The sequence below is a fragment of the Rhizobium sp. SRDI969 genome, from assembly GCF_025152725.1.
In the GTDB taxonomy this organism is placed as follows: Bacteria; Pseudomonadota; Alphaproteobacteria; order Rhizobiales; family Rhizobiaceae; genus Rhizobium; species Rhizobium leguminosarum_I.
Map to the genome: position 1 here is coordinate 3,994,357 of NZ_CP104035.1, position 15,805 is coordinate 4,010,161.

9 protein-coding genes and 2 pseudogenes are annotated in these 15,805 nt (G+C 59.1%); 6 read left to right on the forward strand and 5 right to left on the reverse strand.

The genetic code is table 11. The features are described 5' to 3' along the window. The first annotated feature begins 45 nt into the window (after positions 1-45). The gene (locus N2A41_RS19780; RefSeq protein ID WP_260109521.1) at positions 46-597 is read left to right on the forward strand and encodes an ABATE domain-containing protein; all 552 of its coding nucleotides are present in this window, start codon (positions 46-48) and stop codon (positions 595-597) included. A 22-nt stretch (positions 598-619) separates the two neighbouring features. On the opposite strand, the gene N2A41_RS19785 is transcribed toward N2A41_RS19780, so the two are convergent. Then, complete coding sequence (locus N2A41_RS19785) at positions 620-1,015, reverse strand: response regulator transcription factor (RefSeq protein ID WP_170258925.1); 396 nt, start codon at positions 1,013-1,015, stop codon at positions 620-622. A gap of 414 nt (positions 1,016-1,429) precedes the next feature. Here N2A41_RS19785 and N2A41_RS19790 point away from each other — a divergent pair, with 414 nt between their 5' ends. The 3 genes from N2A41_RS19790 (at position 1,430) to N2A41_RS19800 (ending at position 9,914) form a co-directional block, all read left to right on the forward strand. Continuing rightward, complete coding sequence (locus N2A41_RS19790; RefSeq protein WP_170258927.1) at positions 1,430-2,068, forward strand: response regulator transcription factor; 639 nt, start codon at positions 1,430-1,432, stop codon at positions 2,066-2,068. An 835-nt stretch (positions 2,069-2,903) separates the two neighbouring features. Then, entirely contained in the window at positions 2,904-8,444 is a 5,541-nt protein-coding gene (locus N2A41_RS19795; RefSeq protein WP_260109522.1) for a trifunctional serine/threonine-protein kinase/ATP-binding protein/sensor histidine kinase, read from the forward strand. A gap of 1,251 nt (positions 8,445-9,695) precedes the next feature. Continuing rightward, positions 9,696-9,914: a hypothetical protein gene (locus N2A41_RS19800; protein WP_017967289.1), complete on the forward strand. Its 219-nt coding sequence runs from the start codon at positions 9,696-9,698 to the stop codon at positions 9,912-9,914. A 362-nt stretch (positions 9,915-10,276) separates the two neighbouring features. Here N2A41_RS19800 and N2A41_RS19805 read toward each other — a convergent pair whose 3' ends face one another. Next, positions 10,277-10,471 (reverse strand): hypothetical protein, encoded by a 195-nt coding sequence (locus N2A41_RS19805; protein WP_017967288.1) that lies wholly within the window; start codon positions 10,469-10,471, stop codon positions 10,277-10,279. A 506-nt stretch (positions 10,472-10,977) separates the two neighbouring features. On the opposite strand from N2A41_RS19805, the pseudogene N2A41_RS33340 reads away from it, so the two are divergent. Beyond that, positions 10,978-11,265: pseudogene (locus N2A41_RS33340) on the forward strand (hypothetical protein). After that, a pseudogene (locus tag N2A41_RS19815) lies at positions 11,258-11,419 on the forward strand (type II toxin-antitoxin system HipA family toxin); the annotation flags it as partial. The pseudogenes N2A41_RS33340 and N2A41_RS19815, both read left to right, overlap by 8 nt. Before the next feature lie 188 nt (positions 11,420-11,607). Here the strand turns inward: N2A41_RS19815 and N2A41_RS19820 are convergent. Genes N2A41_RS19820 through N2A41_RS19830 form a run of 3 tightly spaced genes read right to left on the reverse strand, consistent with a single transcriptional unit; the run spans position 11,608 to position 15,726 of the window. Then, positions 11,608-12,678: a lipocalin-like domain-containing protein gene (locus N2A41_RS19820; RefSeq protein ID WP_260109524.1), complete on the reverse strand. Its 1,071-nt coding sequence runs from the start codon at positions 12,676-12,678 to the stop codon at positions 11,608-11,610. Continuing rightward, complete coding sequence (locus tag N2A41_RS19825) at positions 12,668-15,070, reverse strand: ABC transporter permease (protein ID WP_260109525.1); 2,403 nt, start codon at positions 15,068-15,070, stop codon at positions 12,668-12,670. The genes N2A41_RS19820 and N2A41_RS19825 overlap by 11 nt, the downstream gene beginning before the upstream one ends. Further along, a complete protein-coding gene (locus N2A41_RS19830; protein ID WP_260109526.1) occupies positions 15,067-15,726 on the reverse strand; it encodes an ABC transporter ATP-binding protein in 660 nt (219 codons plus the stop codon). The genes N2A41_RS19825 and N2A41_RS19830 overlap by 4 nt, the downstream gene beginning before the upstream one ends. Positions 15,727-15,805 lie beyond the last annotated feature (79 nt).

Below are 15,805 nucleotides of genomic sequence, written 5' to 3' on the forward strand. Positions count from 1 at the left end.
CGTATGATGATGTCGTCGTCCTCGCACCACGGCCCGGCCTCATAGATGAAGAACAAATGGCCGGACTTAGTGCGTTTGCTAAAGCTCATCCCCCGCAGAGCCGAGGCCTCATTGAAAGAAGCGGTGATCCTTCGTGAAGCAATCTATACGCTCTTCCTATCGGAAGACGCTCGCCAGCCTTACCCGGATCTAGCTTCCGAAATCGTCCACGACATTGCCAAGAGGGCTCGCGCCCGGCAGGTGCTATCCAAAACCAAGGACGGTTTTACGTGGCTGCTGCCTCTTAAGGACCCGGGCGACCTCGTTGCGCTGTTCGCCGTTTCGGCAAGTGATTTGATCACCGGGCGCAATGGGCGCCGCCTCATCCGGGAATGCAAAGGCGATAATTGCGGGTGGTTGTTTCTCGTTACGTCAAAGAGCGGACGGCGGCTTTGGTGTTTCCGAGGCCACCTGCGGTACGCACGCACGCGTAAAGCGGTTTTGAACGAAGCATCGATAGAGATGCGGAAGTCATTTGCTGCGGCTCTTGATGAGATACGAACCACGGGCTTCACAGCCTCTCTTTCCAAGATGCTGAAAGTCGGCCTTGTGGTGTAACCCACAACAGATCTCTGCGACCTCAAGAACCGCTTTCGCCTTCGCCGTTGGGAGCCAGCGCAGAACGGATGTAATCAAGCAAAAACTGTCCGTTGAACGGTTTTGTCAGGCAGCCGACGACATCCGCGTCCAATGCTGACGCGCCCATATTATTTTCCGGGAAGGCGGTGATCAGAATAGTCGGAATGCTCTTGCCCAGTGCGACGAGCCGGCGGTGCAGATCGAGTCCGCTCGTTCCGGGCATATTGATGTCCGTCACGAGGCAGGCCGTGCGGCGGATATGAGGCGACATCAAGAAATCATCAGCGGATGAAAAAGACTCGGCGTCAAATCCCATCGACCTCATGAGCCCCTTTATAGCGTCCCGCATCGACTCGTCGTCGTCGACGATCGCAATCAGAGGTCTCTTGATTGGCACTGCCGCCTCCCAACTTCGCCGGCCGGCATCGTGCCGAATTAGCGTTGTGGCGCGCTTGACTGGAGGGGTTTAGTATTGAACGGCGACAAAAGCGTCGCAAGCTATACAATCGTATAGATTGTCTAAGACTTGCGCGCGCTTCATCGCCGGACATGTGGCGCATCGGCAAGCCACGGCAGACTGCTGGACGCGCAAGCGCTTTTGCGGCCGCTCGCATCTAGCCTTGTGGCCGAGGTCGTTATCGCGCATTCTGATGTCCGAAAGAAGGCCCGTTTCGGCATTAGCGAAGGAGAGTGGAGGAGTGTTCTCATCGCGTGACCGGCCCTATGCTGGTTGGGCTTGGCGCGCTGCTGCTGCAGTGCGGGTAGATAGTATATATCCCAAAACGTCGATTCATCTTGGGAGTTCTGACGATTGACCGAGGCGCCAGCAACCATCATTGTCATCGATGATGACCCGGAGATCCGCGAGGCGCTTGGCGGTCTGCTGCGTTCCGTCGGCTTTGCCGTCAACCTCCTTGCTTCGGTCGGCGACTTCATCAGATCTGGGCGACCCAACGGACCGACCTGTCTCGTGCTCGATGTCCGCCTTCCGGGGCAAAGCGGTCTTGATTTTCAGCTTGAGCTGTCGCGAGAAAATATTCAGTTGCCGATCGTCTTCATCACCGGGCACGGCGACATTCCCATGTCAGTCAAGGCGATGAAAGGGGGCGCGGTCGAGTTCCTAACGAAACCGTTCCGAGACCAGGATTTGCTCGATGCCGTTCACGTCGGCCTGGCGCGCGACCGCGCGTGGCTTGAAAATGAAAAGTCCTTGGCGACGGTCAGAGCGCGTTTCGATAGCCTGACGCCGCGGGAACGCGAGGTGATGGCTTTGGTGGTGACCGGACGACTCAACAAGCAAATTGCAAGTGATCTAGGCGTGAGCGAGATTACCGTGAAGGTTCACCGCAGCCAGGTCATGCAGAAGATGGGTACCAGATCCCTGCCCGAACTCGCGCGTATGGCTGACAAGCTGATGCTCGCGCCGGGAAAGCCGCAAACGCACTCGTAAAAGTCTTGGCTCTGCGTATAGCTCACCCCCTCCCCATTGGTAATCGATCCTTCCTGGTGGCCGATAGCCCCGGCGAGAGCCCTCCTCTATGATGCGGGTTTTCGTCCTCCACCTCCTCCTCCCAGGCCGTATCGCTCCCGATCGGCCCACCTTGAGCCTCCCCACGCGGCGGGAGGCTCTGGCTCCCTTTAGGCCTCAGAGCGGGCAAGACACTTTCGTCTTCAACAGCGACAACGAATCGCAACCGTTGGCACGACACGCCGAGGCACGCCGATGTTGACCATGTGCTGGCCTTGTATCTTAGGCGACTCCGCGGCCGTACCACCTGCCCGGCTGCTGGGTAAGACAAGGAGAGAGACCGTCACCCCGATCGTCGTCGGACCCGGACGACGTCGCCGACATGTCGATCGCCGAGCGGAAGTTCGCTGATGGGTATCCGTGCCGGTATCCCAAGGTATCGCAAGACCAAACCACAGTATAATTTCCCGTCGTCCCTTCCGTCGCTAGTGTCTACTCGTTGCCTCGGGCAGGTAGCGAATCCCCCCGTTGCTACCACTAAGCTTCGGCGCTCCTCCATCCGAAGCTCTGTGGGGCCATGACCCGCCTGACCGCCCAGCAGCCGCTGGGCGGTCTTTCGTATAGGTGCACCACGAACGGGTGGGCGATGGCCGCTCGTTGTTGGGACGAACAGGCGAGATGTGCTAAAGAGGTGGGGAAGTGGCCGAGGTTCGTCATATGTGCTCGCTTTTGCCAATTTGACTGGACGGATCTCCGAAATGAAAGTGGCAGTGCCGGAAGCACATCCTCTTTCTTCGGCGTTGGTGGAGATAGGAGTTTGGAGGTTCTTTGGGAGGATGGTGATCGCGTGTTCCACCGTGAACGGCGCCGGGGTGCCGACGGCAAGTGGAACCAGGTACTGGTCGTACTTTCGGCGCTCGAACACCCGACACCTACGAGCCTCGGCCGCCTCGACCATGAATATGGATTGAAGGATGAGCTCGATAGCGCATGGGCGGTGCGACCGCTTGAGTTGGTACGCGAAGGCGGGCGTACCATGCTGGTGCTTGAAGATCCGGGGAGCGAGCCGCTCGCCGGGCGGCTCGGAACGGCAATGGAAACGGAGCTTTTCCTGTGCATTGGGATCGGCATCGCCGCCGCGCTCGGTGGGGCCCACCAGCGCGGTCTCGTTCACAAGGACATCAAACCGGCCAATATCCTGGTAACGGGCACGGGCACCGAGGTGCGGCTAACAGGCTTCGGGATCGCCTCGCGTCTCTCCCGCGAGCGGCAGACGCACGAGCCGCCCCAAGTGGTCGCCGGAACGCTCGCCTATATGGCCCCCGAGCAGACCGGGCGCATGAACCGCTCCGTCGATTCCCGCAGCGACCTTTATGCGCTCGGCGTGACGCTCTACGAAATGCTGACCGGCAGCCTGCCGTTCTCCGCCTCCGACCCGATGGAATGGGTGCATTGCCACATTGCACGACGGCCGACACCGCCCGACGAGCGGGTGGCGGATGTTTCACCGGCAGTCTCGGCCATCGTCATGAAGCTGCTCTCCAAGACGGCCGAGGAACGATACCAGACGGCAGGCGGCGTCGAGCACGATCTGAGCCGCTGTCTCAGCGAGTGGGAAACGCAGCGCCGGATTGACGCATTCCCGCTCGGCGAACGCGACATCCCGAACCGCCTGCTGATTCCCGAGAAGTTATACGGGCGGGAGCACGAGGTCGAGACGTTGCTCACTGCCTTCGACCGCGTGGTGTCGAGCGGGGCGCCGGAGTTGGTGTTGGTCTCTGGCTATTCCGGCATCGGCAAGTCGGCGGTGGTCAATGAACTCCACAAAGCTCTGGTGCCGCCGCGCGGCCTTTTTGCGTCCGGCAAGTTCGATCAGTACAAGCGCGACATTCCATATGCGACCCTGGCGCAGGCGTTTCAGAGCCTTGTCCGGGAGCTTCTCGCGAAGAGCGACGCCGATTTGGCACTCTGGCGCGAGACGCTGAGAGAGGCGCTGGGGCCGAACGGACGACTGATGGTCGACCTCGTCCCCGAACTAAAACTCATCATCGGCGACCAACCGCCGGTCGCTGAACTTCCGCCACAGGATGCGGAACGGCGATTCGAGCTGGTATTCCGGCGGTTCATCGGTGTCTTCGCCCAGCCGGAACATCCGCTGGCGCTTTTTCTGGATGACTTGCAGTGGCTTGATGCGGCGACGCTCGATCTGCTGGAAGATCTCTTGACGCGGTCGGATCTGCAACACCTGATGTTGGTTGGTGCCTATCGCGACAACGAAGTCACCGCCGCCCACCCGCTCATGCGGAAACTTGACGCGATCAAAACCGCCGGTGGCAAGGTCGCGGAGATCACGCTTGCGCCGCTTACTAAAGACCATCTCCGGCAGTTGACTGCGGATGCGCTCCACTGTCAGACCGATCGTGCAGCCCCGCTCTCACAAATGATGCACGAAAAGACCGGCGGCAATCCGTTCTTCGTCCGTCAGTTCCTATTTTCGCTCACCGAAGAGGGAATGCTCGCCTTCGATCATGACACGGCATGCTGGTCCTGGGATCTCGGGCGCATTCACGCCAAGGGATACACCGACAACGTCGTGCACCTCATGGTCGGCAAGCTTGAGCGCCAGCCGCCCGAAACGCGGGAAGCGTTGCAGCAGTTCGCCTGCCTTGGAAACATAGCAGATATTGCGACGCTCTCACTCGTCCTCGGGATATCAGAGGAGCAAGTCGCCGGCGCCTTATCGCCTGCCATCGCTCATGAACTGCTCGAGCGGTTGGCAGACGCATACCGGTTCGTCCACGATCGCGTTCAGGAAGCCGCCTATTCGCTGATCCCGAAGGAGCGACGCGGAGAGTTGCACCTCCGCATTGGGAGGCTGCTTGCTGCGAACACCGCGCCGGAGCTGATTGACGATTATGTTTTCGAGATTGTCAGTCAACTCAATCGAGGAGCCGCACTGATCACCTCAACTAAGGAGCGCGAGCAATTGGCCGAGTTCAATCTGCTGGCCGGCAAGCGCGCAAAGGCGTCGACGGCATACGCCTCGGCGCTCAACTATTTTGTAGCAGGCACGACGCTGCTGCCGCAAGACGCCTGGGAGCGCCAGCGCCAACTGGCCTTCGCACTTGAGCTGAACCGAGCCGAATGCGAGTTCCACCTTGGCGCGTTGCCGGACGCGGAGGAGCGATTAGCACAGCTTTCCAATCGTGCTGTCTGCTCCGACGATCAGGCTGCTGTCGCCTGCCTGCGCATCGAACTCTATGCTGCGCTCGGTCAGACCGGCCGGTCGGCCGCAGTCGGTCTCGACCATGTGAGGCAACATCTCGGCATCGACTGGGCGCCGCATCCGGCCGACGAGGAGGTGCAACGAGAATACGGCCGAATATGGTCGCAGCTCGGGAGCCGCGCGATCGAGGAACTCATTGATCTGCCGTTGATGAGCGACCCAGCATCCTCCTCGACGCTGGATATTCTCACCCGTCTGGTTGGGGCGGTATGGCATACGGATGCGAATCTGGCTTGCATGGCAATCTGCCTGGCTGTGAACCTGAGCCTCGAGCGAGGCAACAGCGACGGCTCCTGCTACCATTATGTGTCGCTTGGCTATATTGCCGGACCGCGCTTCGGCGACTATGAGGCCGGATTCAGGTTCGGTCAGCTAGGCTGCCATCTCGTCGAAAAGCACGACCTGAAGCGCTTTCAGGCCAGGACTTACAAAGACTTCGGGGCTCACGTCATACCGTGGACGAGGCATGTCAGAACCGGCCGCGACATCTTGCGGCGAGCGCTTGACATCGCCAACCAGAGCGGCGACCTCACGTTTGCCGGATACAGCTATGTCAGTTTGAATTCGAACCTGCTGGCGGCGGGAGATCCGCTTATGGAAGTGCAGCGCCAAGCGGAGATTGGCCTCACGTTCGCGCAGGAGGTGCGGTTCCAGTTCGTTGTAGATCTCGCCAGTGCGCAGCTCGGACTCGTCCGGACCCTGCGCGGGTTGACCCGCAAATTCGGCTCCTTCGACGACGAGCGATTCGACGAATTTGAGATCGAACGTCGGTTTTCCGAAAATCCGAATCTTGCGGAAACCTGCTACTTTGTCAGAAAACTGCAGGCGCGGTTTTTTGCCGGCGACTACGAGGCGGCCGTCGATGCGTCATTGCGGGCGCAGAGGCTGCCATGGACATCGGTGTCGCATTTCGAGGAAACGCCGGAGCATCATTTCTACGGTGCGTTGGCCCGCGCCGCATGCTGCGACCATGCTGTCTCTGAGCAGCGGGCGTGGCATACCGAGGCTCTCGTCGCCCACCACCGACAGCTTCAGATCTATGCGAAGAATTGCCCGGAGAACTTCGAGAACCGAGCCGCGCTGGTCGGCGCCGAAATAGCACGCCTCGAAGGCCGCGAAATCGACGCCGTGCGTCTTTATGAACAAGCGATCCGCTCGGCGCGCGCTAACGGCTTCGTTCATCATGAAGCCCTCGCATATGAACTCGCCGCCCGCTTTTATGAACTGGGAGGCTTCGAGGATTTCGCTCGTCTCTATCTCCGCAACGCGCGTGGCTGCTATCTGCGCTGGGGCGCCGACGGTAAGGTGCGGCAACTTGACCAACTCTATCCCGACCTGAGAGGCGAAGAGCGCGCCTCCTCTCCAACAAGCACCATCGGTGCACCGGTCGAACAGCTCGATCTCGCAACCGTTATCAAAATCTCGCAGGCGGTGTCGGGCGAGATTGTGCTTCAAAAGCTAATCGACACCGTGTTGCGCACCGCCGTTGAGCAGGCGGGCGCCGAGCGCGGCTTATTGATCCTGCCGCGTGGCGGTGAGTCACGGATCACGGCAGAAGCCACGACGGGCGGCGAAACGGTCTTGGTGCAGATGCGTGACGAGATCGTGACAGGAGACACCCTGCCGCAATCGCTCCTTCATTATGTCTTGCGCACAAGCGAAAGCGTCGTTCTCGACGACGCCATTGCTCAGAATCGGTTTTCCGCGGACCCCTACATTTGTCAACACCGTGCTCGTTCTGTTCTTTGTGTGCCGTTGCTCAATCAGGGCCAACTGGCCGGGGTACTCTATCTCGAAAACAACCTCGCCCCTCGGGTCTTCGCGCCGGCCAGGATCGCGGTGCTGAAGCTGCTCGCCTCTCAGGCAGCGATCTCACTCGAGAATACCCGGTTGTACCGCGATCTCGCTGAACGCGAAGCCAAGATCCGTCGCCTCGTCAAGGCCAACATCATCGGGATCGTCATCTGGGATATCGAAGGTCGCATCCTCGAGGCCAACGACGCGTTTCTCCACATGGTGGGATACGACCGAGACGATCTTGCCTCGGGTCGGCTATGCTGGACGGAGCTGACGCCGGCCGAATGGCGCGACCGCGACGCACGGACCGTCGCGGAGCTGAAGAAGATCGGGTCAGTGCAACCGTTCGAAAAGGAATACTTTCGGAAAGATGGCAGCCGTCTGCCCGTGCTGATCGGCAGTGCTCTATTGGAAGAAAGCAGGGACGAAGGCGTCTCTTTCGTCCTCGATTTGACGGAGCGCAGGCAGGCCGAAGAGGCGTTGCGGGAGAGCGAGGAAGCATTGCGGGTGGCGCAGGGGCAACTGGCCCACGCAAACCGCGTCGCCACAATGGGTCAGCTCACAGCCTCTATCGCCCATGAAGTCAATCAACCGCTCGCCGCCTCGCTCACCAACGCCCAGGCCGGCTTGCGGTGGCTAGGTACCCATCCGCCGAATCTGGAGGAAGTGGCTCAGGCACTCGGCCGAATCGCCGAGAACGCCAATCGAGCCGGCGACGTCATTGGCCGGATCCGTGCCTTGGTCAAGAAAGAGCCGCCTCGCGATGGGCAGTTCGACCTCAATGAAGCCATTCGTCACGTCATTGCGTTGACCAGCAGTGAAGCGCATCGGCAAGGCGTCACGCTACAAACCGAATTCGCGACCAGCCTTCCGTCCGTGAAAGGAGATCGCATCCAGGTGCAACAGGTGGTCCTAAACCTGATCATGAATGCCATCGAGGCGATGAGCGGCATCGACGCAGAAGAACGCGAGCTGCTGATCAGCACCGAGTCAGAGTCCTCAGGAGGCGTGGTCGTCGGGGTGCGCGACTCGGGTCCAGGTCTCGACCCGCAGACCATGGACCGTCTATTTGAGGCTTTCTACACGACCAAATCCAGCGGCATGGGTATGGGCCTGGCGATCTGCCGCTCGATCATCGAGGCTCACGGCGGCCGGATGTGGGCAACCGCCAATGGAACTTGTGGGGCAATGTTTCTGTTCACCCTGCCTCTCGAACGAGACGAAACCATCGGCGCAAAGCCAGCCGACCAAATGGCGGCGTGGGAGACTGCGTAGGACTAACAACTGGCTGAAGCTCTCGCAGAAAGTAGGTCTCTGCGAAGTGTTTAGGCCTTAGGCAGAGCCCCTCGTCGCCATCACCAGACGACGAGGCGCAGCGGAGCTGGATTCACCTCTACGATGCCGCGATCGGGCCGATGGCACTGGCGAAAAGCAACGGTCGCATCGACCACCGTGCGAAATCGCGCAACCGGAAACTGGACGGGGTTGGAGAGCATCAACATGTCTGCACCAGCTAAAGGTGCCAGGCGCCAAGCTTGCTGCTCCTCAATTCTGCACGCAAGAGGCGGTCGGGCTTAATGCATGCTCACGGAAATCGCTGAAGGAGTGAGATTTCCGAAGTCGTCTAGAAGACGGACAAGCCCAGCGGAGTAGCAAAAAAGATCGAACTGCGTTCCAGTAACGTATAGGATGAAGGCAGATCTCCAGGCGTGCAAAGCTTGTCCCCAGGGACACTCCATCGTGGTGCGTGGCATGACGGAAAACATCATCAAATGAGCCTCCAAGTCCGTGGACGGCCGTGATGCAATATCTGGCGGCGTGTGGAGCGGAGAGCCTGGAGCCCACGGCCAAGCTTCCCCCGATGCTCTAGGAAAAAGCGTCAATGGAATCAGCTCGATTTGGATGCGGTGGAGGTCGTGTATCATGGTGTCAATCCTTCGAAAGAACGCTAGGGAGCGAAGAGGCAAACGGTCCGACCCGTCGGCTCGCCGGACACCTACCCCTGGCGAACTGTGCTCAAGTCTGTTCTTGATGCAGGCATCGCGAGGCGATGAACTCCTTTGCGACCTTGATGACATTGCCGCGCGGGAGGAAGTACGACGACCGTAACAGGGCGCAGTTCGACCTGCTATTGATCTTGAGGAAGGGTCGGGTAGCGAAGAGGGAGGGGATGCCTTATACAGGGGTTTAGGAGACGCCCGTCGGGGGCCACGGTCAGAAATCAGATAGACTACCACCCGCTCCTTCCCGATGAGATGCTCTCGTCGAGAAATGTATAGACGCTTCATGCTCGAAACGCACGGCCGAGCTGAGCATAACTCTCTAGCAGCCCGCCTGGTGCTGCCTCCGTATAAGTTGCGCATACACAAGTATGATGGCGGACCTACGCGGTTTGTTTTAGATTTTTCTCATGAGTGCAGGCTTCCCTAGGCTGGTCATGTTCGCACCGGGCGTCGGCAGCCATTGACTAGACATTGGAACCTTGGCCAATTTTCAGGTTCCAAAACCGTTAAGAAGGGACGCAGAATGCCGACGGTATCTCCGACTCCTATCACGCCTGCGGACGAGCACGTTGTTACCGCCCGAGAAGCGCTTGAGCCCCTCTACGAGAGACTTGAGCTTCACACCGACGCCACCCTGCTGTCGGCGGCGATGGAAGCCGGATGGCCGGCCGACGAGGCAACGAAGGCGCTGGCTGCCCTTAGATTGCAAGACGCCCTCAATGTTCTTCGCCGAGGGAATTGAGGTCCAAGCACATCGATGCATGTCCAACGGCCGAAAAAAATGGCAGGCTTCGCAAATCTCTAAAGGAACTAATCCGACCAGGGACTATCCGGAATTGTATAATAGATGCTACCGCAACCGAAAGCGAAAAGTACGGCTTTCGGACGTGGATGGGGTCCTCAGGAAATGGGCCGGGAATCCTAGGTCTACTGTGCTCGTTCACGCCAGCGCCAATATTGATGATCAATCAAATGGCGGCTGCATTCTCCACACCGAATCATTTTTCCAGCATCCAAATGAACGCCGTGGTCGAAAGGACGTCGAGATTAAGGTTTTCAGTCTGTCAAAGTGCCGCACGAGCACGCCGGTATCGACCGTTGCTTCTAACACCGTTCGGCAAGACACCAGAGGCTCTCTTGGTTGCCACGATTTAATAGATCGACCAAGTTATCGGCCTCCTCGGCGGTGAGCATGTCCATGACAAACCCATCGATGGTAACCGCCTGTCCCATGACTTTGTCCAACACAGTCCAGTAAATATTGAGGTTCTTGCAACGGCTATATCTTTGAGCTGGCATTGTGAACGGCTTCCATGTGGTAACGACTTTCGTCAATTGTGAGCGGACTATCAGACATGACTGCCCGGCTGCTCTTGGACATCTGCGAGGCTCGTGACGCTAGTCGGCAGCTCGGCAGAGGAAGAAGCCCCGCCTTCAGCGGGTGGTAAAGGAACCGTTGCACCACAAAGAGTTAGGCGGCTCGTTGCCTTTAAGCAGGCGCTCATAGTAGAGCATTTTTGTACCCGCTAATGAAGAGATGCGTTGGAATCAGGCATGCTATCTATTCGTATAGCCTTCCAAAAGCTTGCATCGTCTCCGTTGACGGCGAGCGGCACTTGGTGCCGCGGCCTGCGCCTCGTTCGCTGGTAGGTCTGGATGACCAAATCGAAGTGGCCTGCTGAGAGCCAGGAGTCTCGCACATTCGGACTTCGGCTCGGCACGACGAAGGGATCTGATCGTAGCCCCTAAACTTCCTCTGGAGTAAAAGGTGGCAAACGCCAACACCTCATAATCCTCCGGCCGCCGTGCTTCGCGCGCTACGCAAACAGGGCGCAGACGTACACGACGCTCGCCGGTGTCGGCGCCTGCCTATGGCTGTGGTGGCCGAGCGTGCCTTTACCTCGCGCTCAACGCTTCAAAAGATCGAAGCCGAGGACACCAATGTCAGCATCGGCATCTACGCAGGCGTTCTACAGGCACTCGGCTTGCACTGAGCCAGGTCGCCGACATTAGTAATCACAGCTGGTCAGTCGCTCGCCGGCGCGCAGTTCCGTAAACACGCCCACCTGAAGCGATCGTCGCGTGATGGCTGATTTCGAAGTTCATCTCGACTTACACGGCCGCACACGTCCAATCGGGCTGGCGCGGAGTAATCGCATGCGTGGTGCCGAGACGATCATGTTCGAGTATGACCGAGCCTGGCGTGAGGACACTGACCGCTCCTCGCTTGAGCCCGCGCTACCGCTTCAGGACCTTCGTCAACGCTCGGCCGCCCGATCCATTCGGGCGGATCGACCCCTGAAACACTAATCAACACATCACCGGACGCTTCCTGAATAGGCGAGACTCCGATCGATCCTGCAGGAATTTACCGAAGGGCTGGCGAGCTTGCACCCTTCAACGAAGGAGCTGTTGCCCGTTGTGAAAGGTAACAGCTAGTAGCCGGTCATCTCAAGATATCCGACCCCTGACGTAGAGCCCGTGAAGCTAATCGGCCCCTCCCAATAGGGCGTTGAGGTCGCCATCCAGGACCGGTCGTTCAACGGTTTGGTCGTGATATCGAGCGACTTACCCGGTACGCGTATACGCCACGCTACCGGCATTTGGCGGCCATCGACGGTTGCGTTCCGAGTTGGCTCCAGTTGGATGTCGTCTTTCGACAGAGCTGTCGTTCGTCCATCCGCGGATATCCAGTTCCCGGAGATGAATCCGTTGTTGTCGTCACGAAGCCGAAAAGCCATCAGTTTCTCGCCGGAATTCAGGTGCAGTGAGAACCAGTCCCAGCCCGTCTGATTGGACGCAAGCGGCTGCGACGACCACTCCTGGTCCAGCCACGCTTTGCCGCTGACCTTAACCGGCGATCCGGACGTCGTGATCGTCCCCGCCACTTCATAGAAAGGCTGTGAGTAATAGTAGCTCGCCTGTCCGTTCGCCGACTTCACGGAAAAGCCGTTGTCTCCCTGAAGAATGAGCGGGCCGTCGGCCTTGAGGTCTAGGGTGTAGCTGAAGTCCGGCCCGCCCGCAGAGACTGAAACGTCGCCAAGGACGTCCGAGCTGGTTCGCTCGCTACCCTCCATCCGCCAGTCGTCTATCCAAGCCCGGAATGGTGTTGCGGCCACACCCGCCTGCCCGACGCCTCCCCGCGCCAAGCGCTCCGCAACATAGTGATGGCCCTGAGTGGTGATCGCTGCGTGCCCGATCCAGATCTGCGGATCCGCGAAACCTACCCTGTCTCCCGGAGCCAGCGCAGAGCGAAACAGCGTCCACTGCGCTCCATATTGCCTGCCATTCTCATCTTCGAGATTGGCGGTCACATACCACCACTCAATGCGATAATCAGGATGAGCACCATGATCGGCGGGGAAAGAAAGAATAGAGCCCCGCTCGGGGATCGCAAAACCTTGCGCATCCGATCCCAATCCGGCAAAGCCCTGCGCAAATGTCTGACCGTTCGCCCAGATCACAGCCGCAGCTATCAGGACAGATGCCGACAATCTACCGTTCATTGGCGAAAATCCTCAGCAGGTCCGCAGGATTTACCGAGGCCAGACGCCGAACCGGCACCAGCACCGATGCCAATGCAGCAATAAGAGCGATTGTTCCCAGCCAAAACCAGTCCATTGGAAACACCATCATTGGCAATCGCCAACCAAAAGCCTCTACGTTCACGATCGCAAGCAGAACCCACGCCAGGGCAAGACCGACCGGGATCGCAGCCATAAATGTCGCCAGCCAAAGAGCAAGTGTCCGGGCAACTTCGTAGAGCGCCAGATCCCGTCGCCGGACACCCATTGCCCACACCGGCGCGAGCTGCGGAAGCCGAATAGCAGACAGCGTCAGGAGACTTGAGAACATGGCAAATCCTGCCACAGCAAGGGTGAGGACATTCAACGCGCCCGTCACCTTGAACGTCTGGTCGAAAATCGCTCTCGATTGTCGCTTGAGCGAAGCCTGATCAACGATGGCGGTATCCGACAGACCAAACTCCTCGACCAACTGGCGCTTGAGATCATACGCTCGCTCGGGAGCCACTCGGACCCCGTAGCGAAGTTTCGGGACATCGGGGTAATGATCGACCAGCGTTTTGATCCCGATTATCACTTGCCCATTCGGATTTCCATAGTCTGAGTACACGCCGACCACGGTTAAGCTCCAACCTCCGGGCATGGCCAACGGCTGGCCGATCTTCGCTTCGCCACGACGCCACATCTGCTCGTTGATTAGTGCACCCTGCCCGGCGGCGACCTTATCCCAAACGTCATTGTCGGAAGCAATCAAGGGCCAGTGCTCTCGGTAAGTTGGATCGTCCGCGACACCAAAGATCTGGATCTGTTCGCCAAGCACCTCGCCGTCCACGCTCCAGATGGGCAAGACCGCGCTCGAGCGTTTGGTAAGCCAGGCCCGGAGCCGCACAGCTTGCTCCTCATCCTTGGCAGTCAGGTAAAGCTCGGCGGCCAGGCTTTGATCCAGCCATCCGGTGAAAGTCAGCCGGAAGCTCGATACCATCGTGCCGACGCCGATGTTTGCCGACAACGCCAGCAGCAGAGCCATCAAAGCCAGCGACAAGCCGGGAAGCTGTATGCGGGTGTCGGCCCAGAACCATTCCATGACGGCACTTCGCGACAATTGCTGCGCTCTGGTCAAGATGACCGCAATAAGTCCAGGTAGCATCAGAGCTGTTCCAAGCAGCAGGCAGCCAAGTGTCGCAAAACCCGCCAGCAGCCCGGACGCAGTAGTCGCCAGGATAGCAGCCAAGATCACCAGAAATCCACCTATTCCCGCTTGAAAGGCAAGCGATCTGGCCGACTCTCTTGCCCACGCTCGCGGCTGTGCGGCAGCCAAAATCGGCAGTTTCCAAACCCGCCACAGGCTCTGAGCTGACGAGACAGCGGTTCCTCCGAGAGCAATCGCCAGTCCAGCCAACCACCATTCCGGCCGAATGGAAAGCGAGCCTGACACATTCGCGCCATAGAGGCCCCTGAGGGTCGCGGCGACGCCCGGCATGAGGAGCCATGCTATGACGTAGCCGAGTATGACGCCGATCAAGCCCGACATCAGCGCCAGCAGCGAAAGCTCGATCAGGAGCATCGTGGTCAATGCTTGAAGCGAGACACCAAGCGATCTGAGTGTCCGAAAAGTCCCTCGACGCTGTTCGAAGCTCAGGCCCGTGGCCGAATACACGATGAAGAGCCCGACGATGAACGAAAGGAAGCCGAAGGCAGTCAAGTTGAGGTGGAAGCTGTCTGTGAGGCGAGCGACGTCTGGTTGTTCAGGCGGTTCGCGGATCGTCAATCCCGCCTGGTCGATTGCTTCGGCGGAAATCTTTTGATTGCCTGCGACCACCAGGCGGTCGATTTTTCCATGCTTCTCGAGCAATCGATCGGCGACCGCTATATCGACGAAGGCGGCGCCGTCGGGAACGTTGCCATCGATTTTGATGCTCATGTTTGTGGCACCACGAAGCCGCTCGGCAGTGGCGCTCGACACGAGCAACTGTCCGCTGGCTGAAAAGAAGGCGGATAGATCTGAACCGCTGGCGATCGTCGCATTCGGGGAGTCCCTTGGCATCGTCAGAGGCTCGATCCCGACCAAACGGAGCCTTATGCTTCCGAAGCGGTAGCTGCCCTCAATTACGGGCGAAACATTGAGGCCCGCTCGACGCAGGCCGCCATAGACCTCAGTCGCTATGCCATCACCGTCCTTGGCGACGATCTGCCGGAGGTTGCCTTGCTCCAGAACCGATGCCGCCCGGGCATAGCTCGCTCTCGCCTCGGCGTTGATAGCTTGAACGCCGGACCAGAGAGCTGTCGCCAGCGCAATGCCCATGACCAGCGTCAGCAGCTGGAGAGGTCTCCGACACCAGTGTGACAGCAAGGCTGCGAATGCAACGAAGGTCATTCGGCAATCTTCCCACCGCGAAGGATGACCTTTCGGTCCAAACGCGCTGCAAGCCTCGTGGAGTGAGTGACGAGAAGCAGAGCCGATCCGGCCGTCCGAGCCAGATTGAGCATCAGATCGAGGACGGCATCGCCCGTTTGCTCATCCAGGTTGCCCGTTGGCTCGTCAGCAAGGATGAGAGGTGGTCGGGCAGCCAAGGTTCGCCCGATTGCAACGCGCTGCTGTTGGCCTCCGGAAAGCTGCTCGGGATACCGAGTGGTGTATTCGCGCAGTCCCAGTTTCTCGATCAACTGCGCTTCCCAAGCCTGATCGTACCGGTTCGCGAGCTTGGCGTGGAACGAAATGTTGGCTGCGACGCTCAGGGATGGGATGAGATTAAACTGCTGGAAAACAAGACCAACGCTTGTTCTCCGGTATCGAGCCCGTTCGTTCTCTCCAAATAGCGCCAGGTCGTTGCCGTTCATCATGACCGAGCCGCTGTCTGCGCGGTCGAGCCCGCCTGCCAGATGCAGCAATGTGCTTTTGCCACTGCCGGACTCTCCGGTGAGCGCGACGCTTTCGCCAGCAGCGACTTCCAAGTCGATGCCCTTCAGGATTTCGATGAGGCCCTCGGCCGTGGAATACGCTTTTTGAACACCTGAAAGGATGAGGATCATCTCGGTCTCTTAAGCACGGGTTTGCACAATGCAGAGACCCTCGACCTAAGAACTTTCGAGAGGGATCGCAAGCTCTTGA